Origin of the sequence: Arthrobacter sp. zg-Y1143 (assembly GCF_030125565.1) — a bacterium.
GTDB lineage: Bacteria > Actinomycetota > Actinomycetes > Actinomycetales > Micrococcaceae > Arthrobacter_B.
The window spans coordinates 78,917-101,644 of the sequence record NZ_JASKLW010000013.1 but is presented as its reverse complement, the minus strand read 5'-3'; the positions used below and the strand labels follow the sequence as shown (position 1 = coordinate 101,644).

20 protein-coding genes are annotated in these 22,728 nt (G+C 66.3%); 15 read left to right on the top strand and 5 right to left on the bottom strand.

Features of this window, described 5'->3' with window-relative positions; genetic code table 11:
• Window positions 1–26 precede the first annotated feature (26 nt).
• From QNN98_RS14805 to QNN98_RS14775, 7 genes are all read left to right on the top strand, one after another.
• Window positions 27–317 (top strand): YciI family protein, encoded by a 291-nt coding sequence (locus tag QNN98_RS14805; protein ID WP_227927302.1) that lies wholly within the window; start codon window positions 27–29, stop codon window positions 315–317.
• Between the two features lie 139 nt (window positions 318–456).
• Complete coding sequence (gene ispG / locus QNN98_RS14800) at window positions 457–1,623, top strand: flavodoxin-dependent (E)-4-hydroxy-3-methylbut-2-enyl-diphosphate synthase (protein WP_227914062.1); 1,167 nt, start codon at window positions 457–459, stop codon at window positions 1,621–1,623.
• Window positions 1,598–2,488 (top strand): GNAT family N-acetyltransferase, encoded by an 891-nt coding sequence (locus QNN98_RS14795; protein ID WP_331460679.1) that lies wholly within the window; start codon window positions 1,598–1,600, stop codon window positions 2,486–2,488. Before ispG ends, QNN98_RS14795 begins: the two co-directional genes overlap by 26 nt.
• Before the next feature lie 99 nt (window positions 2,489–2,587).
• Window positions 2,588–3,451 carry a prolipoprotein diacylglyceryl transferase gene (locus QNN98_RS14790; protein ID WP_283998128.1) on the top strand — a complete coding sequence of 288 codons (864 nt, stop codon included), beginning with the start codon at window positions 2,588–2,590 and terminating at the stop codon, window positions 3,449–3,451.
• A 149-nt stretch (window positions 3,452–3,600) separates the two neighbouring features.
• Window positions 3,601–4,332 carry a hypothetical protein gene (locus tag QNN98_RS14785; protein ID WP_227913975.1) on the top strand — a complete coding sequence of 244 codons (732 nt, stop codon included), beginning with the start codon at window positions 3,601–3,603 and terminating at the stop codon, window positions 4,330–4,332.
• 170 nt (window positions 4,333–4,502) lie between these two features.
• Window positions 4,503–6,302: a proline--tRNA ligase gene (locus QNN98_RS14780; RefSeq protein ID WP_283998126.1), complete on the top strand. Its 1,800-nt coding sequence runs from the start codon at window positions 4,503–4,505 to the stop codon at window positions 6,300–6,302.
• Window positions 6,303–6,307: 5 nt separating this feature from the next.
• The gene (locus QNN98_RS14775; RefSeq protein ID WP_227927299.1) at window positions 6,308–7,105 is read left to right on the top strand and encodes a sulfite exporter TauE/SafE family protein; all 798 of its coding nucleotides are present in this window, start codon (window positions 6,308–6,310) and stop codon (window positions 7,103–7,105) included.
• A 7-nt stretch (window positions 7,106–7,112) separates the two neighbouring features.
• On the opposite strand, the gene QNN98_RS14770 is transcribed toward QNN98_RS14775, so the two are convergent.
• Together QNN98_RS14770 and QNN98_RS14765 are read right to left on the bottom strand one after the other, a co-directional pair.
• Complete coding sequence (locus QNN98_RS14770) at window positions 7,113–8,102, bottom strand: aminoglycoside phosphotransferase family protein (protein ID WP_283998122.1); 990 nt, start codon at window positions 8,100–8,102, stop codon at window positions 7,113–7,115.
• A gap of 33 nt (window positions 8,103–8,135) precedes the next feature.
• A complete protein-coding gene (locus QNN98_RS14765; protein ID WP_283998120.1) occupies window positions 8,136–9,293 on the bottom strand; it encodes a DUF4439 domain-containing protein in 1,158 nt (385 codons plus the stop codon).
• 105 nt (window positions 9,294–9,398) lie between these two features.
• Between QNN98_RS14765 and rimP the strand changes: the two genes are divergently transcribed.
• The 5 genes from rimP to rbfA all read left to right on the top strand — a co-directional run bounded on the left by rimP (window position 9,399) and on the right by rbfA (window position 15,033).
• Complete coding sequence (gene rimP / locus QNN98_RS14760) at window positions 9,399–10,025, top strand: ribosome maturation factor RimP (protein WP_283998118.1); 627 nt, start codon at window positions 9,399–9,401, stop codon at window positions 10,023–10,025.
• Window positions 10,026–10,997, top strand: coding sequence for a transcription termination factor NusA (gene nusA / locus QNN98_RS14755; protein WP_283998116.1), 972 nt, complete (start codon window positions 10,026–10,028; stop codon window positions 10,995–10,997).
• A gap of 49 nt (window positions 10,998–11,046) precedes the next feature.
• Window positions 11,047–11,442 (top strand): YlxR family protein, encoded by a 396-nt coding sequence (locus QNN98_RS14750; RefSeq protein WP_283998114.1) that lies wholly within the window; start codon window positions 11,047–11,049, stop codon window positions 11,440–11,442.
• 132 nt (window positions 11,443–11,574) lie between these two features.
• Window positions 11,575–14,469, top strand: coding sequence for a translation initiation factor IF-2 (gene infB, locus QNN98_RS14745; protein ID WP_227913983.1), 2,895 nt, complete (start codon window positions 11,575–11,577; stop codon window positions 14,467–14,469).
• A gap of 81 nt (window positions 14,470–14,550) precedes the next feature.
• The gene (gene rbfA, locus QNN98_RS14740) at window positions 14,551–15,033 is read left to right on the top strand and encodes a 30S ribosome-binding factor RbfA (RefSeq protein WP_227913984.1); all 483 of its coding nucleotides are present in this window, start codon (window positions 14,551–14,553) and stop codon (window positions 15,031–15,033) included.
• 104 nt (window positions 15,034–15,137) lie between these two features.
• On the opposite strand, the gene QNN98_RS14735 is transcribed toward rbfA, so the two are convergent.
• From QNN98_RS14735 to QNN98_RS14725, 3 genes are all read right to left on the bottom strand, one after another.
• Window positions 15,138–16,391 carry a ScyD/ScyE family protein gene (locus QNN98_RS14735; RefSeq protein WP_283998111.1) on the bottom strand — a complete coding sequence of 418 codons (1,254 nt, stop codon included), beginning with the start codon at window positions 16,389–16,391 and terminating at the stop codon, window positions 15,138–15,140.
• A 126-nt stretch (window positions 16,392–16,517) separates the two neighbouring features.
• Entirely contained in the window at window positions 16,518–19,559 is a 3,042-nt protein-coding gene (locus QNN98_RS14730) for a beta-glucosidase (protein ID WP_283998109.1), read from the bottom strand.
• Between the two features lie 184 nt (window positions 19,560–19,743).
• A complete protein-coding gene (locus QNN98_RS14725) occupies window positions 19,744–20,907 on the bottom strand; it encodes a pyridoxal phosphate-dependent aminotransferase (RefSeq protein ID WP_283998107.1) in 1,164 nt (387 codons plus the stop codon).
• A gap of 66 nt (window positions 20,908–20,973) precedes the next feature.
• On the opposite strand from QNN98_RS14725, the gene truB reads away from it, so the two are divergent.
• Genes truB through QNN98_RS14710 form a run of 3 tightly spaced genes read left to right on the top strand, consistent with a single transcriptional unit; the run spans window position 20,974 to window position 22,712 of the window.
• The gene (truB, locus tag QNN98_RS14720) at window positions 20,974–21,891 is read left to right on the top strand and encodes a tRNA pseudouridine(55) synthase TruB (protein WP_502864776.1); all 918 of its coding nucleotides are present in this window, start codon (window positions 20,974–20,976) and stop codon (window positions 21,889–21,891) included.
• Window positions 21,892–22,266: a hypothetical protein gene (locus QNN98_RS14715; protein WP_227927292.1), complete on the top strand. Its 375-nt coding sequence runs from the start codon at window positions 21,892–21,894 to the stop codon at window positions 22,264–22,266.
• Complete coding sequence (locus QNN98_RS14710; RefSeq protein ID WP_227927291.1) at window positions 22,263–22,712, top strand: hypothetical protein; 450 nt, start codon at window positions 22,263–22,265, stop codon at window positions 22,710–22,712. Before QNN98_RS14715 ends, QNN98_RS14710 begins: the two co-directional genes overlap by 4 nt.
• Window positions 22,713–22,728 lie beyond the last annotated feature (16 nt).

Below are 22,728 nucleotides of genomic sequence, written 5' to 3'. Positions count from 1 at the left end.
TCGGGGCATCCCGTAGGCTTGAGCCCATGAGTATTTTTGCAGTTGAGTATGTCTACGAAGCCGGTTCGGATGAACTCCGCAACGAGCACCGCCCCGCGCACCGCGGGTGGCTGCAGCAGCTGGCGGACGAGGGCAGGGTACTGTCCGCCGGAGCGTTTGCCGACGGCGCCGGAGCCCTGCTGCTGATGGTGGCCGAAGAGGAAAGTGATCTGCTCAACCTCCTGAAACAGGATCCGTTCGCCGTTGCGGGCGCCATCTCGGGGATGAAGACCACCGCGTGGAAGCCCGCCATCGGCGCTTTCACGAACCTTTCCTGATCCGGGCGCTCTAAGCCCTGAGTGATATCCGCCCCGGTGCCACCGAACAGGTCCGGGCCGGGGTGATAATAGGAAGGGCGCGTTGTCATACGCGCGTTTCACAGCCTAATACCTGCCGTTTCGGCACATGGAGGACGTTTTGACCTCGGTCAACCTTGGAATGCCAGCTGCACCGCCGCCCACGCTTGCGCCGCGACGCAAAACCCGTCAGATCAAAGTGGGCTCCGTCGGAGTCGGCTCGGACTCGCCCATCAGCGTCCAGTCCATGACCACCACCCCCACCACGGACATCAACGGCACGCTGCAGCAGATCGCCGAGCTGACGGCGTCGGGCTGCGACATTGTCCGCGTCGCCTGCCCCAGCGCCGACGACGCAGCCGCCCTGCCGATCATCGCGAAGAAGTCGCAGATCCCCGTGATCGCGGACATCCACTTCCAGCCGAAGTACGTCTTTGCGGCCATCGACGCCGGCTGTGCAGCGGTTCGCGTGAACCCCGGCAACATCCGCAAGTTTGACGACCAGGTCAAGCAGATCGCCAATGCCGCCAAGGACGCCGGCGTCTCCATCCGCATCGGTGTCAACGCCGGTTCGCTGGATCCCCGGCTGCTGGCCAAGTACGGCAAGGCCACGCCGGAGGCCCTGGTGGAATCCGCCGTGTGGGAAGCGTCCCTGTTCGAGGAACACGACTTCCACGACTTCAAGATCTCCGTGAAGCACAATGACCCTGTGGTCATGGTGCGGGCCTACGAACTGCTGGCCGAACGCGGCGACTGGCCCCTGCACCTGGGCGTGACCGAAGCCGGTCCCGCGTTCCAGGGCACCATCAAGTCCGCCACCGCGTTCGGTGCGCTGCTGTCCAAGGGCATCGGTGACACCATCCGCGTCTCCCTCTCCGCTCCGCCGGTGGAGGAAGTCAAGGTGGGCAACCAGATCCTGCAGTCGCTGAACCTGCGCCCGCGCAAGCTCGAAATCGTGTCCTGCCCGTCCTGCGGCCGCGCCCAGGTGGATGTCTACACCCTGGCCGAGCAGGTCACCGCCGGACTGGAAGGCATGACCATTCCGCTGCGCGTAGCCGTAATGGGCTGCGTAGTAAACGGTCCCGGTGAAGCACGCGAGGCTGATCTGGGTGTAGCCTCCGGTAACGGCAAGGGACAGATTTTTGTCAAGGGCGAAGTCATCAAGACCGTCCCCGAGGACCAGATTGTGGAAACCCTTATCGAAGAAGCGATGAGGATCGCGGAAGAGATGGGGGAACCCGAGGGTGAGGATGCTGGGACGGGTGGCCCCATGGTTACCGTCAGCTAAGCCGGCGAACACGGTCCGCAGCGCCGCCACGAGTGCGGCGCTGCGGATCCTGCGCGACGAAGACACCGTAGCGCTGTGGGACTTGGCCGCCGCTGATCCGGTGGCCAATATTTTTATGCTCTCGCACTTGGAGACCACCCGTACCGCCGCGCCCACCTCGGCAGGGGGCCGCATTGTGGGGGTGTTCGACGGCGGCACCCTCATCGGTGCCTGCTGGGCGGGCGTCAACGTGGTCCCCGTGGGCCTGGACGCCGATACCGGGCCGGAGGTTGGCAGCTACCTCGCCCGGTCCCGGAACCGCTTCTCCTCCGTCTTCGGCCCGTCGGAGGCCGTGCTCTCCATCTGGTCCCAGCTGCGGCAGTCCTCCCCGGAACCTTTTGACGTCCGCCCCGATCAGCCTCTGCTGCAGATGACGGCGGAATCCGGCGTCGCCCCGGCACCCGGGCTGCGCGCCGCACGTCCCGGTGACCTGGATGTGCTGCTGCCAGCGTGTACGGCCATGTTCGAGGAAGAGGTGGGGTATTCGCCCGTCTCCAACGGAGACCGGCATTACCGGCAGCGGGTGAAGAACCTCATTGACCGCAGGCATTCCCTGATGGATCTCGACGCCGCCGGGCAAGTGGTCTTCAAGGCAGAACTGGGCACAGTGTCCAGCCAGGCCGTGCAGGTCCAGGGGGTCTGGATGAACCCGGCGTACCGCGGACGGGGCCTGAGCCGCTCCTACATGTCCGCCGTCGTCGCCGCCGCGCTGGACATTGCCCCCATCACCAGCCTGTACGTGAACTCCTACAACGCGCCCGCCCGCGCCACGTACGAGGCCGTCGGCTTTGAGCAGGTGGGCACCTTCGCCACCATCCTGTTTTAGCCCCCCGTTTTCACGGCCTGATTCCGGCTATGCCGTAGGCTCTGGCACACGCACGGGCTGCCCTGGCTGCCCGTCACCTACGACAAATGGGGGAACCAGATGGATAAGACAAGGACCCGTTATGCCGGTTTCACGCGTGCCGGAGGGTTCCGTGTCGGAGCTTTCCGTGCCGGAGCTTTCCGTGCCGCCGCCGCAGGACTGGGGCTAACGCTTGCCTTCGCGCTGACCGGATGCGGCGGCGGGGACGACGTGGAAGAACGGTCCAAGCCTGCAGCATCCGCGTCGGAGAAGTCCGCCAAGCCCGCCCAGCCCGCCAAGCCCGCCAAGCCCGCCCGGTCCGCCCAGCCTTCGAGATCCGCTGCAGGGCCCGGCACCGGCGGCAGTATCAGCGGGGCGAACCTGGCCGCACTTCTGGATGAGATGAACACGGACCTGGACATTGGCGGCACCGTGGTGGAGGAATCCGATCTCAAGCGGGCCAATATGCAGGCCGTCGAAGCCATGCGCGGCGCCGAGTATTCCCCCTGCAACCCGACCGAGGATACGGACCTGGCAAAGGCCAGCGAGGAAGCCAGCATGGCGGCCCTGGCCATTGACGGAAATGCCCCGGGGAAACCCGACTCCATCTCGGTCATCAGTTGGCCCGGGGAAGAACCGGTGGACGCAGAAATCGAAACCAGCAAACGCCAGCTCTCTGCCTGCCCGCAGTTCACGCTGACGGTTAACGGCCAGACCATTTCCTCGGTTACCGAAGAGGCTGACATGCCACCGGTTGGGGAGGCATCGCAGGCTTACCAGACCCGGTCCACGGCCAACGGAGTCACGGAAACCACGCTGATCCTGACCGCCTGGTCCGGTACCAACTCGGTCCAGATCACCCTCAATGAGGCAGGCGATCCGCAGGAAGCCATCCGCTACACAGCTCCGATCCTCGAGGAAGTGCTGAACCGGTTGGAAGGCTAGGCCCGGAGCGCGGCACCGGCCATAATCGGGGATTTTTGGGTGAGGTGGATCACGCGGTTAGGATGCTCAGTGAACTTTCCATTTACGGAAAGCTGCAACCATCACACTGCCGCTGCGCAATCCGCAAGCGGGACAAAATTGGGGGAACCATGAAGAAGACCACAACCGCCGGTGCGCTGCTAGTAGCCGGTGTCCTAGCCCTGACCGGCTGCGGAAGCTCCGCCGAAGGCAAGGACTCCGCCCCGTCGGCTTCCTCGTCGCCGTCGGAATCGGCCACCCCCACCACCCGTCCGGTGGGCGAGGAGCAGTACATGGAGGATCAGCTCGAAGACGCGCTGCTCGCCGTGAACTCGGACCAGGCACTCGGCGCCAAGGTCATCAATGACGAGCAGCTGCGTCCGGAGATGACCGGAGCCGGCGATGCGCTGGCGGGCGTGGTTATCACCCCCGAGCAGTGCGCCGCCTTCGCCTCGACCGATATCGGCGAGCTGCTGGACAACGCAAAAATTGCCATGATGATGCTTTCCCCCACGTCGGCCCTCACCGTGGTCAGCCACCCCGATGCGGCGGTGCTGGAAACCCAGGTGGAGAATGACAGCAAACTGCTGGACGAGTGCGCAACGTTCCAGATGGACGCAGCTGGCGCCGTGGCTACGGCCACCAATGTGGGTCTTGACGCGTCTACGGATGCCGATGTAACACAGGCCTTCGTCACCACGGTGACCAGCACCGGCACCATGGATACCACCCTTCAGGTATCCGGCATCTCCGGAACCACCCGCGTCAACATGAGCGTGCAGGCTCCGGAAGATCCCGAGGCAGCCGTGGCCGAGGCCGAGGAACTCATCAACGCGGTACTCGCCGAGCTGGAAAAGCAGTAAGCCCCAGCTGTACGCCCCGGCGGGGCCGGTCCTGCAGGTCAGGGCCGGCCCCGCCGTCGTCGCAGCGCTTGTCGGGCCGAACCGGCGGTACGCGCTAGATTAGAGGGGAGCATTACTCCCTTTGTCCCAGCTTGAATGCAGCCCTGCGGCTGCAGAAACGGATTCCCAGCGTGGTCCTTCGACTCTCCACCCTTTTCCTGCGCACCCTGCGCGAAGACCCGGCCGACGCCGACGTCGCCAGCCACCGGCTCCTGGTCCGCGCGGGCTACATCCGCCGCGCCGCTCCGGGCATCTACTCCTGGCTGCCGCTTGGACTGCGGGTGCTGGGCAAGGTCGAGACCATCATCCGCGAGGAAATGGCTGCCATCGGCGCCCAGGAAGTCCACTTCCCGGCGCTGCTGCCGCGTGAGCCGTACGAGACCTCCAACCGCTGGACCGAATACGGCGAGAACCTGTTCCGGCTGCAGGACCGCAAGGGGGCGGATTACCTGCTGGCCCCCACCCACGAGGAAATGTTCACCCTCCTGGTCAAGGATCTGTACAACTCCTACAAGGACCTCCCCGTGTCCCTGTTCCAGATCCAGACCAAGTACCGCGACGAGGCACGGCCGCGCGCCGGCCTGCTCCGCGGCCGCGAATTCATCATGAAGGACTCCTACTCCTTCGACATGGACGACGAAGGACTGGACGCCAGCTACCAGGCGCACCGTGAGGCGTACCTGCGCATCTTCGAGCGCCTGGGCCTGGAAATCGTCGTCGTTTCGGCTGTATCCGGCGCCATGGGTGGGTCCAAGAGCGAAGAATTCCTGCACCCGATGGCGGTCGGTGAAGACACCTACGTGCGTTCCGCCGGCGGCTACGCGGCCAACGTCGAAGCCGTCACCACCGTTGTCCCGGCAGAGATCGACTACACCGGAGCTCCCGCAGCCCGCGTGGTGGACACCCCCGACACGCCCACCATCGACACCCTGGTGGCTGACGTCAACGCCCGCTTCCCGCGTGAAACGGGCGAATGGACTGCTGCGGACACCCTGAAGAACGTGGTCCTGGCCGTCACCCTGCCCACCGGCGAACGCCGCATCGTCGTCGTCGGCGTGCCGGGAGACCGCGCCGTCGACCTCAAGCGCATCGAAGCCAACATCAGCTCCCACGTGGGAATGGGCGGCGAACTTGCCGTCGACGCCGCTACGGACGAGGACCTCAAGAAGCACCCCGGCCTGGTCAAGGGCTACATCGGCCCGGGACTGTCCGTGGAAGAACCCGTGCTGGGTGAGGAATCCGCCACCGGTCTGCTCTACCTCGTGGATCCCCGCGTGGTCACCGGCACCAGTTGGATCACCGGAGCCAACGAGCCCGGCAAACACGTCCTCGGCCTCATTGCCGGCCGTGACTTCACCTGGGACGGCACCATCGAAGCCGTCGAGGTCCGCGAAGGTGACGAAGCGCCGGACGGTTCCGGCCCCCTGGAGGCCGCACGCGGCATCGAAATGGGCCACATCTTCCAGCTCGGCCGCAAATACGCCGATGCCCTGGGCCTGAAGGTCCTGGACCGCAACGGCAAGCTGGCCACCGTGACCATGGGCTCCTACGGAGTAGGCGTGACCCGCGCGGTCGCCGCCCTCGCTGAATCCCACCACGACGACAAGGGAATCATCTGGCCCCGGGCCGTGGCCCCGGCCGACGTGCATGTGGTGGCCACCGGCCGCGGCGAGGAAATCTTCGACGCCGCTGCGAAGCTCTCCGAAGAACTCGAAGCAGCCGGTCTGGAAGTCATCTACGACGACCGGCCCAAGGTGTCCCCGGGCGTGAAGTTCGGTGACGCCGAACTGATCGGTGTTCCCACCATCCTGGTGGTAGGCCGCGGCCTGGCCGACGGCGTAGTGGAAATCAAGGACCGCGCCACTGGTACGGCAGAAAACGTTCCGGTAGCCGAAGCGGTGGAGTACGTGCGCCGCGCAGCCGCCCTCTAGCCGGCGTGGTCTCCGGTCTCGAGGAGGTCACGTTTGCCACCATCGCCCTAGTGGTGGTGGCGGGCCTGGCCGCTGGCTGGGTTGATGCCGTTGTGGGCGGCGGTGGACTGATCCAGCTTCCTGCGATGCTCCTCGTGCCCGGTATTTCACCGGTCCAGGCCCTGGCAACCAACAAGTTGGGGTCGATCTTCGGCACCACCACCAGTGCCGTCACGTATTACCGGCGGGCCCATCCGGACCTGCGGACAGCCCTGCCCATGGCCGGCGTGGCGCTGGCCGGAAGTTTCGGCGGGGCCGTGCTGGCGGCGTCGCTCCCGTCCTCGGTCTTCAAACCCGTGATTGTGGCGGCGCTGGTCGCCGTAGCCGTCTTCACGGCGACGAAGCCAACGGTGGGGGAGCTGACGAAACTCCGCCACACCGGACGCCGGCATTACGGCACCGCCGTAGGCATTGGCCTGGTCATTGGCTTCTATGACGGACTGATCGGTCCGGGTACCGGCTCGTTCCTGATCATCGCCATGGTGACCATGCTCGGCTACAACTTCCTCGCCGCCAGCGCCAAGGCCAAGATCGTGAACATGGCCACCAACCTCGGCGCCCTGGCCTTCTTCCTGCCGCACGGGTCCCTGCTCTGGGGGCTGGGCCTGGTGCTCGGTTTCGCCAACATGGTGGGCGGATACCTTGGCGCGCGCATGGCGGTAAAGCAGGGCAGCAAGTTCATCCGGATCGTGTTCCTGGTGGTGGTGGCTGCACTGATCGTCAAACTCGGCCACGACGTCTGGGTGGAGAACATCCGCGGCTAGGGCGGGCCTAGGCTGCCGGCAGCTCGCTCACGGGCGGGACCCCCGGATGGCGCCGGCCGGTCAGGGCGGAGGCCACCCACATGGAACGCTGTGCATCCCCGTGCCGGCCCAGCCGCACATAGTCCACGGCATTGGCGACCTCGCGCAGGACACTCCAGTCCAGGGCGGCACTGCGGTCCAGCCCGGCGGCACTGCAGAGCGCGTCCAGACGGGCCAGCAGCGCCGTTTCGGGCGCCTGCGCGTCCAGGTCCTGCAGCCTGTTCCACAGCATGGGTGCCACGGCATACTCCGGCTCGCCGAAAACAGCCTGCGGATCAATGGCGGCGTATTCGCCCGGCTTTCCCGGGCGGGCCAGCACGTTGGCGTAGTGCAGGTCCCCGTGCACCAGAACGTCGCGGGAGGAACGCCTGCCCACTGCGCCACGGGTCTGGCATACCTGCAGGGCGGCCTCAAGCAGCCAGCGTTCAAACGGCCGGCCCAGTGCCTCCCACTCCGCGGGGAGTTCATCGGACAGCTGTTCGGCATGCTCGGCCAGGGCCGGGACGGCCGCCCACTGAGGAGCATCAGACGCGGGCCGGGACAGCCGGCGCACCAGCGAGCCCCAGATCCGCACGGCGTCGGCCATCTGCACGTCCAGCAGGGAATTGTCCGGATCCAGGCGTTCAAGGACCAGGCATGTTCCGGCAGCGTCACGGTCCAGCAGTCCTACCGCGCCCTGCCCGTCCCACAGTTCCAGGGCAGCGGCCTCAGCGGCGGCTTCCGGATGCGGAAAAGGGAACTTCAGCACGGCCGGCGTCCCGTCCGCCAGGCGTACGGGGAGGACCATGGCGCCGTGGCCGTGCCACGGCTGGCCCGCGGCGCTTAAATCCGCTGTTGCGCCGAAACCGGCCATGCTGCGCTCTGCCAGGGCCGGCAGGCCTTCCAGCCAGCTGCGCCCGCCCCGGCTGCCGAGGTAGCGGCGGCGCAGCCCGTCAGGAACAACGACGGCGGGTGCCATGGGGATCTCCGATGCAGTGGGGGACAGGAGGACTCAGTTCCACGGGAGGTCGTCCGGAACGGCGTCCAGCCCCGGAGCCGCCGGGACAGTGTCCGCCGTGCGGTAGCGCTCCGTGGAGACGGCGGTCAGGCGCTCGATGGCCCAGCCGCGCAGGTTGCCGTCGGACAGCGCCACCAAGTCAGCGTAGACGGCGGGGAACTGCTCTTCCATAGCGGGCAGCGACGCCGCGGGGTCCCGGAGGAAATCCGGATCCAGCCGGTATGCCGCCACCGGTGCCACGGCCGGGAGGCAGAGATCGGACAGATGCGCCACCGCGTCCGTGCCGGTTGCCTTGTGGCCGGTCACCTGCTTGCGCCACGCCCCGGCCATTTCCGGCGACGGCTCGGCTTGGGCCAGGGCCACCTCATAGGCATAGGCGGTGCCCAGTTCGGCATCAATGACTGTCTTGAGGGCAGCGGCCGCATCGGGGCGGTCCCCGGGCGCGGCTGTCGCCGCTGCCGTTTCGGGGCCGTCCCCGGTATTGCCGCCGGGGCAGTGGGCGGAGCCGCCGGTGCCGCCGGCGTCCGTGCCTGCTGCATCGGGCCCGGCGGGCAGTTCGACGCCGGACAGGTCAGCGAGCCGCAGGGCCCAGATCTGCTGCGCGCTGCCGGTGGCGGCCAGCAGGCGGGCAGTGCCTGCATCGGCCCGCCAAGCCGCATGCAGGTTCGCCTCGGCTGAATCCCACAGCGCCTGAAGATAGCGTTCAGTGTTCCGCTGCTGCCGTTCGGCGTCCGACCCGGGTTCCCCGCCCGGCCCGGCTTCCGGCCGGGACGTGGCGAGGGTTTCCACGTAACTGTGCCGCGTGGGCGCCGCTGCCGGTTCCCGTCCCGTGCCCGCCAGCAATGCGGCCTGCGTGCGCAGTCCCTCGGCGTGGAGCTGGAATTCGGCGGCGGTACCGTCCGGCGCCCCGCCGGCCAGGGCCTGTGCCTCGGCCGCGAGGGCGCGTGCCTCGCTGCGGGCCTGGGCGGAGGCAATCTGCGAGAAGGACCGGGTGTGATCGGCGGCGTCGCCTTTCCCGGCTATCAGGCCGAAGCTGAGCACCACCGAACCCAGTGCGAGGAACAACACAACCCGCCGCGCTGCGGCCCTCCGGCGGCCGCGGGTGCGGGCGCGCGGGAGCTCGGTTCCGGCCTTCTGCAAAGGGGTATCCACAACAGTCGATCATGTCACGAAGGCGCTCCCATCTGCATCGATGCCTCAAGGCCCGCGGAAAGTCGGTAGTCTAGGTACTACAACAACATCTAGTGGGAGGCAGCTATGGCGGTTCGGCCCAACCCCAAAAAAGACACGTCATCGGATTACCGCAAGAACGCGATGCGTGCAGAAGTAGCCGCGGAGACGCAGCGGCTCAAGCAATACCTGGCCCCCACGGTAGAGATGCAGGACCTCTTCCTCGAAGACATCGAGATCAAAATGGCCGGCGCCCACCGCACGGTCCACGTGGTCGTGGACCTTCCCGAGACCCAGGTCGGCGGCGTCAGCCTGGACCGGATCTCGGCTGCCGCACAGGCAATATCCGAGGCCATGGACAATGATCCCCACGACGACGGCAGGCCTTACAACCTGGAGGTTTCCTCCCCGGGTGTCTCCCGTCCCCTGACTGAACCGCGCCACTGGCGCCGCAACGTGACCCGGATGGTGTCGGTTTCCGTAGTGAACGGCGACGACGTCATGGGCCGCATTGTTTCCGTCGATGATGACGGCATTACGTTGATACCGGAACTCCCGGTCAAGAAAGGGATGAAAGCCAAGCAGGGGGACCCGCTCCATCTGCCTTTCGCCAACATCCGCAAGGGCCGCGTTGAAGTTGAATTCGCCCACCTTGAAGACGACCCGGCCGGCGAGGACGCCCCGGATGATGAAACCACAGCTGAGGAGGCCTAGATGGATATTGATATGAGTGCGCTGAGGCTGCTGGAACGCGAACGGGAGATCCCCCTGGATCTGCTTGTTCCGACCATCGAGCAGGCTCTGCTGGTTGCCTACCACAAGACCAACGGTGCACAGGATTCGGCCCGGGCGGAACTGGACCGGAAAACCGGCCACGTCACCATCTGGGCCAAGGAACTGGACGACGACGGCGCCGAGGTGGGGGAGTTCGACGACACGCCTGCAGGCTTCGGCCGCATTGCCGCCAGCACCGCCCGGCAGATCATCCTGCAGCGGCTGCGCGACGTCGAGGATGACAACATCCTCGGCGAATTCAAGGGCCGCGAAGGTGAACTGGTCTCCGGCCAGATCCAGCAGGGCAACAACCCGCACATGATCCAGGTGAACCTCGGATCGGTGGAGGCACTGCTGCCGCCGCCCGAGCAGGTCCCCGGCGAGAAGTACCTGCACGGTTCACGCCTGCGCGCCTTCGTGGTTGATGTGCGCCGCGGCTTCAAGGGCCCGTCCATCACCCTCTCGCGTTCGCACCCGGGCCTGGTCCGGAAGCTCTTCGAACTGGAAGTTCCGGAAATCGCGGACGGCAGCGTGGAAATCGTGGCACTGGCACGCGAAGCCGGGCACCGCACCAAGATCGCGGTCAAGGCCAACGTCCCGGGCATCAACGCCAAGGGTGCCTGCATCGGTGAAATGGGTTCGCGCGTGCGTGCGGTCATGAACGAGCTGCACGACGAGAAGATCGACATTGTCGACTTCAGCGAGGACCCGGCAACGTTCATCGCCAACGCACTGTCGCCGTCGCGCGTCAACTCCGTGACCATCACGGACGAAGACATGCGCTCGGCACGTGTGGTCGTACCCGACTACCAGCTATCGCTGGCTATCGGCAAGGAAGGGCAGAACGCCCGCCTTGCCGCCAAGCTGACAGGCTGGCGGATCGACATCGTTTCCGACGCGAAGGCCTCCTAGGCCGTCCGTGCCGGGAGCGGATGCAGCGCCGGTTGAGAAAGGCGCTAGAATGTATAAGGCCGGGTCACCCTCCGCCTCCCGTTCACCTGCAGCCGCTTCCGGCGCTGCCAGGGAAACCGGGGACCGTACGCACGTTCCGCAGCGGACATGCATAGGGTGCAGGAAGAAGGATGACCAGGCTGTGCTGCTTCGGCTGGTACGGGTCAGCATGGAAGGCGTCAACGCCGTCCGTGTGGACCAGGACCGCCGAATGTCCGGCAGGGGTGCTTGGTTGCACCCGGAGCTGGCATGCCTGAGATTGGCAGTGAAACGTTCCGCATTCCCGCGGGCCTTCCGGGGCGCTGTAGGAATAACGGACGTGGAGCGTTGGTTCAAGGCCCTTGAGGACGTTCCGACCGGGAACGGCTTCAAAACCGTCCAACCTGAAAGCGGGTCAGAAATCTGATGGAAACCCGATGAGTACCCAGCGATGAGTGCTTTGTTGTGCTCTGTGATGGGCCCTGCTGCAACTGCAGTGGAAGCCCGCAGCAAATAGACGGTTCGTACCTGGCTCGGTGCGGACCGAGACAGGAGAAATGTGGCCAAGGTCCGCGTACACGAGCTCGCAAAAGAGCTCGGCATTACCTCAAAGGATGCAGTTGCAAAACTGCAGGAACTGGGCGAATTCGTCCGTTCCGCCTCTTCGACCATTGAGGCCCCGGTAGTAAAGAAGCTTCGAGGCGCCTTCCCGGCGTCTGACAACAACAAGGCAGCCGCACCGGCCGCCGATTCCAAGCCTGCAGCCCCGCGCTCCGCAGCACCCAAGCCCGGCAAGCCCGCTCCGGCCGCGCCTGCGGCCCCGGCAGCGGAACAGCCTGCTGCTCCGGCTCCGGCCGCCCCCGCAGCTCCGGCCCCCGCTGAGGCAGCTCCGGCCGCCCCGGCAGCTGCCGAATCCGCTCCGGCCGCCCCGGCAGCCGAAACCCCCGCGGCTGGCAAGGCAGACGCCGACAACGCGTCCGCTTCGTCGGCACCGCGTCCGGGCGCTCCGCGTCCCGGCGCCGGCGGCCCCCGCCCCGGCAATAATCCTTTCGCCACCTCCCAGGGCATGCCCCGGCCGCGTGGCCGCGGTGAAGGCGAGCGGGGAACGGGCGCACCGCGTCCGGGCAACAACCCGTTTGCCACCTCCCAGGGGATGCCGCGTCCGGGTGGACGCCGTGACGAGGCCGAACGGACCAGTGCCCCCGGTGCCGGCGGCCCCCGTCCCGCAGCCGGTGCAGGCGGACCCCGTCCGGGCGCTCCGCGTCCGGGTGCACCCCGTCCCGCAGCAGGCGGAGCACGTCCGGGCGCCCCGCGTCCGGGTGCACCCCGTCCGGCAGGCGCCGGCGGAACCCGTCCCACACCGGGCATGATGCCCAACCGCACCGAGCGTCCGGCAGCCCCGGGCCGTCCCGGTGCCGGTGCAGGCGGACCGCGCCGCGGACCGGGCGGAGCCCCGGGAACCGGCGGCGGCGCACCTGTTGGCGGCGGCTTCGGCAAGGGCGGCCGCGGACGCGGCGGCACTGCCGGTGCCTTCGGTAAGGGCGGCGCAGGCCGCGGCAAGCAGCGCAAGTCGAAGCGGGCAAAGCGGCAGGAACTGGAGCAGATGTCAGCTCCGTCGCTGGGCGGCGTTTCGGTACCCCGCGGCGACGGCAACACTGTTGTCCGTCTGCGCCGCGGCGCGTCCATCACGGACTTCGCCGACAAGATTGAGGCAAACCCGGCCGCACTGGTAACCGTGCTGTTCCACCTCGGTGAAATGGCAACGGCCACGCAGTCCCTCGATGAGGGAACCTTCGGGATCCTGGGCGAGGAACTGGGCTACCGGATCGAGGTTGTGTCCCCCGAGGATGAAGAGCGCGAGCTCCTCAGCCAGTTCGACATTGACTTCGATGCCGAGCTGGAAGCCGAAGGCGACGACGAACTGGAAGCACGTCCTCCGGTAGTCACCGTTATGGGTCACGTTGACCACGGTAAGACCCGCCTGCTGGATGCCATCCGGAACTCCAACGTTGTTGAAGGCGAACACGGCGGCATCACCCAGCACATCGGTGCCTACCAGGTCGACTTCGACCACGAGGGCACCGAGCGCGCCATCACCTTCATCGATACACCGGGCCACGAGGCGTTCACCGCCATGCGTGCCCGTGGTGCCAAGGTCACCGATATTGCGGTCCTGGTTGTTGCAGCCGACGACGGCGTTATGCCGCAGACGGTGGAAGCACTCAACCACGCACAGGCAGCGGGAGTGCCGATCGTGGTTGCGGTGAACAAGATCGATAAGGAAGGCGCCAACCCGGAGAAGGTCCGCGGCCAGCTGACCGAATACGGTCTGGTTCCCGAGGAGTACGGTGGCGACACCATGTTCATTGAGGTCTCTGCCCGCCAGAACCTCAACATTGACGCCCTGCTCGAGGCCGTGCTGCTCACCGCAGACGCTGCCCTGGACATGCGCGCCAACCCGAACAAGGATGCCCGCGGCATCGCGATCGAAGCCAACCTGGACAAGGGCCGCGGTGCAGTTGCAACTGTGCTGGTCCAGTCCGGAACGCTGAAGGTCGGCGACACGATCGTGGCCGGAACGGCCCACGGCCGCGTCCGTGCCATGTTCGACGAGAACGGCGACAACGTCACCGAAGCCGGACCGTCGCGTCCGGTCCAGGTGCTCGGCCTGTCCAACGTTCCCCGCGCCGGTGACACGTTCTTCGTCACCGACGACGAGCGTACCGCCCGCCAGATCGCTGAAAAGCGTGAAGCTGCGGACCGCAACGCGGCCCTGGCCAAGCGCCGCAAGCGGATCAGCCTCGAGGACTTCGACCAGGCTGTTGCCGACGGTAAGGTCGACACCCTTAACCTCATCCTCAAGGGTGACGTTTCCGGTGCCGTGGAAGCCCTGGAAGACTCGCTGCTCAAGATCGACGTCGGCGAAGGCGTGCAGCTGCGCGTCATCCACCGCGGTGTTGGTGCCATCACGCAGAACGACGTCAACCTGGCGACGGTGGACAACGCCGTCATCATCGGCTTCAACGTCAAGCCGGCTGAACGCGTTGCAGACCTGGCAGAGCGTGAAGGCGTGGACATGCGCTTCTACTCCGTCATCTACGCAGCAATCGATGACATTGAGCTTGCGCTCAAGGGCATGCTCAAGCCTGAGTACGAAGAAGTCCAGCTCGGCACCGCCGAGGTACGCGAAGTCTTCCGTTCCTCCAAGTTCGGAAACATCGCCGGCTCGATCGTCCGCTCCGGCGTCATCCGCCGCAACGCCAAGGCCCGCGTCACCCGCGACGGCAAGATCATCGGTGAGAACCTCACTGTTGACTCGCTCAAGCGGTTCAAGGACGACGCCACCGAGGTCCGCACGGACTTCGAATGTGGTATCGGCCTGGGCTCGTTCAACGACCTGCGTGAAGGCGACATCATCGAGACCTTCGAGATGCGCGAGAAGCCGCGCGTCTAGCAGTCCGTGGCCGGAGCCGCCGGGAAGTTTCCCGGCGGCTCCGGATCCGCGCTTTTCAACGTTCTTAGGTAAGGAGAGGTAATGGCAGATCCAGCACGCGCTGCGAAACTCGCTGACCGCATCAAGGTAGTGGTTGCCCAGGCGCTCGAACGGCGGGTCAAGGATCCGCGGCTGGGCTTCGTCACCATCACCGACGCCCGCGTCACTAACGATCTTCAGCACGCCACGCTGTACTACACCGTTTTCGGTGACGAGGAACAGCAGGCAGACACGAAGGCCGCATTGGAATCGGCACGGGGCATCCTCCGCGCCGAGGTGGGTAAGAACATCACCGTCCGGCTGACGCCCACGCTCGAATTTGTGGCTGACGAGATTCCGGTCAATGCCAACCACCTCGAGGAGCTCATCCGGGCCGCCAAGGAGCGCGACGCCGAACTGGCTGCGCTCAAGGAAGGCGCCACGTACGCCGGCGACGCCGACCCGTACCGCAAGGACGAGGACGACGAAGACTTCGAGGACGATCTCGAGGACTCCGATGCGCCGGTCGACTCGGACGCAAAGTAGCTAGCAAAAACGGCAGCTGACGCTGACGCAAAAAGGAAGCGGTTCCCCTCCGGGAGCCGCTTCCTTTTTGTTGCCGGTCAGGGGAGTTGGCCGCCTGCCAAAAGTTAGTCCTCCTCGTCCTGTGTGCTGTATGGGAGCCCGCTGCCGCTGTTTCCGCCGTGACCGTCTGCGCCGCCGCAGCCGGCATGCACCACCTCGACGCCGATGATCCGGCCAGCCGGAGGCGCCTCGGGTACGGGCGGCTCGGCGGGTGGCTCACCCGGTTCCTGCGGGCCTCCGGGGGGAAGTACGTCCACTGAGGCATAGAGCGTTGAGCCGCGCAGTTCCAGGGCGCCGGGCTGGTTCACTTCGTAGAATGGTTCGGGCGTATCGCTCCCGGCCGGGATGACCGAAATGCGGTTGGCGAACAGCTCGGCCACGTAAATGTCCCCGTCCGGAGCAACCGCGAGTCCGGTGGCTCCGCTGAAGCCGGTGGCCACCACTTCCATTTCGCCGGACCGGGGGTCCACCCGGAACACTGACCCGGTCGGGAAGCCCTCAGGCGCCCCGGGCAGGGAGGCGACATAAAGCATCCCGTCCGGGCCGCGCTCCACATCGGTGGGCACCGGCTCCGTGTTGTAGGTGAGTCCCACAGTGCACTCCGGCAGCCCGTTGGCCTCCGCCATGGGTGCGGTGATGGTTACGGGGATCGCCGGCAGCACGGCCAGGGTGGAGATGTCCCCGTCCCAGTCCATCAGCACGAGGGCATTCATGCCGGAGTCCGAAACCACTATGCCGTCCCGGGTGGGAACCGTGGCATACGGGTTCGAGTCCGTGCGGCCGGGGCGGGCTGTGCGGACCTCCGGGGGCAGCTGGGCCGCGCAGGCTGCATCCAGGCCTTCGAAGCCGTAGGTGTTTACGGCGTCGGGGTTTTCGGCGTATTCGTGTGAGGCGATGTTGGCAAGGGTCTCCACATTGCCGTCCCGGTCCACCGACTTCAGCAGGCTGATGTTCTGCGCCGGGTCTTCGGTGTCGGCGCCGATGCCCATGGTGTAGTAGGTCCGGCCGTGGATGCGGGATACACCTGCGGAACCGTAGCCGCCTCCGACGGCGTCCAGGGTTTTCGTGCTGCCATCCGGAGCTATCCGGGTAAGCACCCCGGCAAAAGACTGGGCTACGTCTATGGCTCCGCCGCGGCTCACGGCGAAGCTGAGCGGCGAGAGCAGGTTTTCTGCCACGGTGGTGACTTCGCCCGCGGCGGGCGGATCGGGTGGCTGCGGCGGGCGGGGCCCGTAGCCGCCGGCCGCGGCCGGCGAGGCGCCCAGGGCCAGCAGCGCGGCAGCTGCCAGGACAGCGGCAGCTGATGATGACGATTTCACGAGTGTCTCCTTTGGGGGCGAGGGTGCTGGGAAAAGAGGCAACGGGGGAAGGCCTGCCTGTTCGCAAGCAAGCCTTCCCCCTGGTTGCGGGAAGGTCAGCGGGCGGTGGGTACCGCCCGTGCGGACTCAGTCGCGCTCGTGGATCCGCACGACTGTGGCCAGCGGTGTGTCCTCAACGGACGATCCGACGTACACCGGCACGTTGCCGGCCGGCGTCACCCACTGATCGGTGTTCTCGTCCCAGTACGAGAAGGACTGGATGTCCAAGGGCAGCCGTACCCGCTGGCTCTGCCCGGGGGCGAGGGTTACCTTCTCCCATCCGGCCAGCGACCGTTGGGCGGTGGCTACCGGTGCCGGCAGCCGGCCCGCGTAGGCCTGGACCACTTCGCTGCCGATCCGCTCGCCCACATTGGTCAGGCGCACTGAAACTTCCAGCGGCTTGCCCTTGCACCGGTCCCTGCCATGGCTCTTGGTCGGGCTCGGCGTTGGGGTGGACGTCTCGGTAGGTGACGGCGACGGGCTGGCCGTCGAGGCGGACCCGGCGGTCGGACCCGCCTTGGCATCCTCCGGGGCGGACACCTCGGGGTCAACCGCGATGCCGTCCTGCGCCATGGCTGCATCCTCGGAGACGCTGGTGTCGTCCCCGAAGAGCTGGTCCGTCAGGCCCTTGGCCTTGCCGGGCTTGAACGCGCCACACGTGATCCGCAGGTCCGAATAGTCGAAGTCGGTGTAGCTCAGGCCGTACCCGAACGGGTAGGCCGTGGGCAGGCCGAACTCCTGGTAACCGCGGTAGCCCTCGAAAATGCCCTCTGTGAACTCGGCGTCCAGTCCGTTGCCGGGGAACTGCGCCGTGGTGGCGGTTGGCGTCAGCTCGTCACTGACCGGAATGGTGATCGGCAGCCGGCCGGAGGGATTGGTATCACCGAACAGCAGGCTCGCGATGGCGGTGCCCTGGTTCTGCCCGGGGTACCAGGCCTGGACCAGCCCATCCACCGCGTCCTGCCAGTCCACTACCTCCATGGCACCGCCGGTGGTCATGACGACCACGGTGTTGGGGTTGGCGGCTCCCACCGCACGGATGAGGTCTGCCTGGTAATTCGGCAGCGCCAGATCCGGCAGGTCGCCGGCCTCGGACGAGAAGTCACGGACCATAACGACGGCGGCATCGGCAGCCGCGGCCTGCTCGGCGGCGGCTTCCACCTGCGGCAGGACTACGCCGGCCGGCGGAACCCAACCGAGCTTGACCTGCGGTCCGTTGCCGTTCCACTGGGAGCCGGTGTCAAAGGCGTAGGACAACTCCACGGTGTGGGTGGAGCCGGCGGTGAAGTCCAGCGGTACGGAGATGGTCTGGTTCTCGGCTTCTGCGGAGGGGGTGAAGAAGTCGGTTTCATTGATGACCTGGTTGCCGTCAACGGTGAGGGTGGTCCGTCCGTTGGTGACTACCTGCAGCTCGTAGGTCCCGGTCACCGGCGCTGTCAGCGTGCCGGTCCAGCGGGCCGACATATTGGTGTCCAGTTCCTGCGGCTGGGTAGGGAAGTGCGGTGAGGAGGCGTTGAAGTTGGTGTAGACAAAGAAGCCTGCGTTCAACCCGGCATAGGGCTCCACCCGGTCCAGGTACGGTGTGCCGGAGAAGTCCTGGTTCAGGAAGTACTGCGCGGTCAGTCCGGTTCCCGCCGCCCCGCCCGTTGGGGTGAGGAACGATGACGGGATGGGCTGGGCGCCGGGCAGGTATGCCGTGGAGGTGACCGGATCGGTGCCGGGAACAAAGTTCACGTCCGCACCGGTATCTGCAAGGCGGTCCTGGATGCCTTCCAGCGCGGAGGTCTCTTCGGTGGGGTTGGCGATATGCGAGCTGCCTCCGCCCTGGACCACCACGTCCGCATCGGTGCCGACCACGGCAATCGAATCCAGCGCCCCCGCGTCCAGCGGCAGAAGCTCGTCGTCATTCTTCAGCAGGACCATGCCCTCTTCGGCAATGTCTGCCGATTCCGCGTTGTGCGCTTCGACCGGCAGCGGTTGTCCTTCGTAGCTGCGGTCGAAGAGGCCGAGTCCAAACATGGACCGGAGGATGCGCAGCACCGCATCGTTGATCCGGTCAGTGGATACCTCACCGTTGTTGACGGCATCGATCAGCGGCTGGCAGAACAGGCACGTGCCGGCCTCACCCGCCACCGGGTCGAAGTTGCCCGGCTGCTGCTGGTCCAGTCCGTTGTTGATGCCCAGTGTGGTGGTTTCGGCAGCGTAGTCCGTCAGTACCCACCCCTCGAACTCCAGCTGGGTCTTGAGGATCTGGTTGAGCAGGTAGTCGCTGTCACAGGAGTATTCGCCGTTGACCTTGTTGAAGCCGCACATAACGGACCCGGGATGGGATCCTTCAACGGCAATGGCGAAGGGCCGGGTGTAGATTTCCTGCAACGCCCGTTCGCTGAGGACGTTGTTCAGGCCCTCCAGGCGGTTCGTCTCCTGTGTGTACACAGCCCAGTCCTGCTGGTTCGACATCACCCCGCCGTAGTTCTGCGTGGTTTCGGAATAGGCTGAACCCATGATGCCCTGCAGCAGCGGGTCTTCGCCGTAGGACTCGAAATTCCGGCCGTTCTGGGGAACCCGGGCAATGTTGATGGACGGTGAGAGCAGGATGTTCAGGCCGTTCCGGAAGGTCTCGTCCGTGGCGACCTGTGAATGCCGCGCCGAGACGTTGCGGTCCCATGAGGCCGCAACGGAAATGGCGGAGGGCAGCAGGGTGGACTCGCCGTTGTTGAAGTTGGTGTTGGCCTGCCGCACGCCGGTGCGGCCGTCGGTCATGGTCAGGGCGGGAATGCCCAGCCGTTCGATGGGCGCGTTGTAGAACCCGTATTCGTTGTTCAGCTCGCCGTGCAGCATGTCGACTTTTTCTTCCAGCGACATTTGGGAAAGCAGGGCGTTGGCCCGGTCCGTCGCGGACTGGTCCTCGTCCCAGTAGTTTCCGTTGGCCTGGCCGCTGCCTGCAGCGGCCTGCTGTCCGTTCGCGGCGCCGGCAGCTCCGGAAGGGACCACCAGTGCAGCTGAGCAGACGGCCACAGCGAGGATTTTCAGGGTCTGCGTATGATCGGGGCGGCGATGGCCGCTGGAGGAATGCCGCCTCAAGCGCGCGGCCAGGGCCTGGGTCATTAGTGCGGGTGACTTTTTCACAAAGTACTCCTCGGCAGGGTTCGGTCCGATGAGAGACTGCCCCAACACGCACCCGCAAGCGTTCCCCGGGTGGAGCGCTCAAAGACTAGGGGGCCGGACTACGCACGTAAACCGAGACTGCGGGTATTGACCGCGGTGCGTGTTCGACGCTGTGCGAGTATAAAAACCAGCTGCCGTCGGCGTTCTAGGTAGTTCCTGCTGCCGGCGGCCCCGGCAGCCGGCCGACCCCTTCGAGCAGCTCATCCCGGTCCCCGCACAGGGCGATCCGGATCCAGCCCTCGCCAATGGAACCGAAAGCCGTCCCCGGCGCCACGGCCACACCCTGTTCGGCCAGGAACCGTACGGTCCAGTCCCGCACGCTGCCCCCGGCCGCGAAGGACACATCGGCCCACAGGTAGAAGGCGCCTTGGGCTTCCAGATACCCGATGCCCTTCCGGTCCAGCACCGCGCAGGCCGCATCCCGGTTCGCCCGGTAGTGGGCGGCAGCGGTGGATACGTAATCCTGCGGTCCGGTCAACGCGGCCAGCGCCGCGTACTGTGAGGGTGAAGCCACGCAGGAAACAATGGACTCCATCACTGTGCTCAGCACTGGTTCCAGGCCGGACGGGAGCACCAGCGCACCGATCCGCAGCCCGGTCAGGCCGTAGGTCTTGGACAGCGTGAGGGAGGTGATCACCCGTTCCCCGGCGTCGCCGTCGAACGCCAGCGGACTGACATGCGGAACGTCGAAGGTGAAGGCCTCATAGCATTCGTCGGAGATGATCCACAGATCGTGCCGCCGGGCAAGATCCACCAGTTGCTTGGTCAACTCGGGACTGAACACCGCGCCCAGCGGATTGGACGGCGAGTTCAGCAGCAGCACCCGGGTCCGCGGTCCCAGCAGCGCCTCAAGGTCCTCGATCCGCGGCTGGAAGCTGTGCTCGGGATACAGCGGGTACTGCACGGGAACCGCGTGCAGCAGTTCAGCGGTCATCGCGAAGGTTGGATAGCCGGGATTCGGCACGAGGATCTCATCCCCGGCGTCCAGGAGCATACTCATCGCCAGGTGCAGTCCCTGCTGGGCGCCCGAGGTGACAAACACGCGTTCCGCGGAAACCTGCGTGCCGCTGAGCGCTTCGGCGTGCCGGGCAAAAGCCTGCCGCAGGGGAGCGATGCCGGCGTTGGGCGTGTACCCCGTTTCGTCACGGTCCAGTGTGGACCGCGCCGCGTCGAGGATATGCGCCGGAGTGGGGAAGCCGGGTTCGCCGATGCTCAGGACAATGGAATCGGGTTTCGCCCACGCGGCCTGGGTGATTTCGCGGATCTGGTTTGCGGGAACGGCGCGGACGTGGGGTGAGAGCTGTGCCATATCCGCATCGTATCGCCGTCGGGCCGGCCCGCGGCGCGCCCGCCGGGCACCGCGCCGCACCATATACTGAAAGGCGTGAATTCAGGGCAGGTCCGTTCAGGACTGATTATTGTGGACAAACCGCAGGGATGGACGAGCCACGACGTGGTCGGCCGCCTCCGGCGGCTGGCTGGCACCCGGAAGGTGGGGCACGCGGGCACCCTGGATCCCATGGCTACAGGCGTGCTGGTGGTCGGCATCAACAAGGCCACCCGCCTGCTGACCTACATTGTGGGTACCACCAAGACGTACGAGGCCACCATCCGGCTGGGCCAGTCGACCCTGACGGACGACGCCGAGGGCGAGGTCACTGCCGAAACGATTGCCGCCGCAGTGACCGATGAAGAAATCCGTGCCGCCGTGCAGGCCCTCACCGGAGACATCCAGCAGGTCCCCAGCAGCGTCAGCGCCATCAAGGTCAACGGGGAACGCTCCTATGCCAAGGTCCGCGCGGGCGGCGAAGTGAACCTGCCGGCCCGCCCCGTAACGGTGTCCCGCTTCGAAATCCACGACATACGGCGGGAGAACGGCGGCAAGCTGCGCGACGTCGACGTCACCGTGGACTGCTCCTCCGGCACCTACATCCGCGCCCTGGCCCGCGACCTCGGTACCGCGCTGGGCGTGGGCGGGCACCTGACGTCCCTGCGCCGCACCTGCGTGGGGCCCTTCGGCATCGACGACGCGTCCACTCTGGAGGAGCTGGCCGGTGACCTGCGCGTCCTGGAGCTGGACGACGCCGCCGTGCAGCTCTTCCCGGTCCGTAACCTCTCCGCGGCCGAAGCGGAGGACCTGTCCCACGGCCGCAGGATCACCGCCACTGGTAACCCGGAGCCGGGGCCGGTGGCTGCCATGGACCCCGAGGGCCACGTGGTGGGCCTGCTCGAGGACAAGGGCACCGCCGCCAAAGCGCTGCTGGTCTTCGCGCCCGGAAACGAGAAAGCGTAAATGGGCGTGGACCTGCTTTTCCTGGTCGGCTCGCTGATCTGCCTGGTGTCGGTGGTGCTGTGCATCGGCGCAGCCGCCCTGCGCCACGGGCCGAACGACCTCACGATCCTCTCCGCTGCCGCCGTTGAACTCTTCCTGCTGGTCTACGGCGTGGTGTCACTGGTCCGCCTGGCCACCGGGCAGCACATTGCCGGTGAAGCGTGGGAATTCTGGGGCTACCTGCTGACCGCCCTGATTGTTCCAATCGGAGCCGTCTGGTGGTCGCTGATGGACCGCAGCCGCTGGAGCAACATTGTGCTCTCCGCCGTCGGCATCACCGTATTTGTCATGCTGTTCCGCATGGAACAGATCTGGGATGGAGTAAACCTGCTATGAAACGCAACATGGGCCCCCGCAACGACGGTGCGGCCAAAGATACGGCCCCTGCGGCGCGCAATGCCGGCCCCGGGCGGCTGCTGGTAGCCGTGTACGCCATCTTCGCCCTGGCCGCGACCGCGCGTGCCGCGTTCCAGATCCTCACCAAGTTCGACCACGCACCGCTGGCGTATCTGCTGTCCGCCTTCGCTGCGGTTGTCTACATAGTGGCAACCGTGGGACTGGCCCGGTCCGGTTCCACCGCGTACAAGGTCTCGGTTGCGGCCGTGGGCGTGGAAATGGTCGGCGTGCTGGCCGTGGGCATCTTCGGCCTCGTGGACCCCGCGGCACTGCCCGATGACACTGTGTGGTCCGGCTTCGGCAGCGGCTACGGCTACGTTCCGCTGGTGCTGCCCATGGTGGGCCTGTGGTGGCTGTACCGTCACCGCGCAGACGCACGGAAGTAGAAAGACAGCATGCTTA

Excerpts from the sequence above, each read along its gene's own strand:
- QNN98_RS14785 (WP_227913975.1), top strand. The coding sequence starts at position 3,601 with ATGAAGAAGACCACAACCGCCGGTGCGCTGCTAGTAGCCGGTGTCCTA.
- nusA (WP_283998116.1), top strand. The coding sequence starts at position 10,026 with ATGGATATTGATATGAGTGCGCTGAGGCTGCTGGAACGCGAACGGGAG.
- QNN98_RS14715 (WP_227927292.1), top strand. The coding sequence starts at position 21,892 with ATGGGCGTGGACCTGCTTTTCCTGGTCGGCTCGCTGATCTGCCTGGTG.
- QNN98_RS14710 (WP_227927291.1), top strand. The coding sequence starts at position 22,263 with ATGAAACGCAACATGGGCCCCCGCAACGACGGTGCGGCCAAAGATACG.
- rbfA (WP_227913984.1), top strand. The coding sequence starts at position 14,551 with ATGGCAGATCCAGCACGCGCTGCGAAACTCGCTGACCGCATCAAGGTA.
- QNN98_RS14725 (WP_283998107.1), bottom strand. The coding sequence starts at position 20,907 with ATGGCACAGCTCTCACCCCACGTCCGCGCCGTTCCCGCAAACCAGATC.
- QNN98_RS14790 (WP_283998128.1), top strand. The coding sequence starts at position 2,588 with ATGGATAAGACAAGGACCCGTTATGCCGGTTTCACGCGTGCCGGAGGG.
- QNN98_RS14805 (WP_227927302.1), top strand. The coding sequence starts at position 27 with ATGAGTATTTTTGCAGTTGAGTATGTCTACGAAGCCGGTTCGGATGAA.
- QNN98_RS14750 (WP_283998114.1), top strand. The coding sequence starts at position 11,047 with ATGTATAAGGCCGGGTCACCCTCCGCCTCCCGTTCACCTGCAGCCGCT.
- rimP (WP_283998118.1), top strand. The coding sequence starts at position 9,399 with ATGGCGGTTCGGCCCAACCCCAAAAAAGACACGTCATCGGATTACCGC.
- QNN98_RS14770 (WP_283998122.1), bottom strand. The coding sequence starts at position 8,102 with ATGGCACCCGCCGTCGTTGTTCCTGACGGGCTGCGCCGCCGCTACCTC.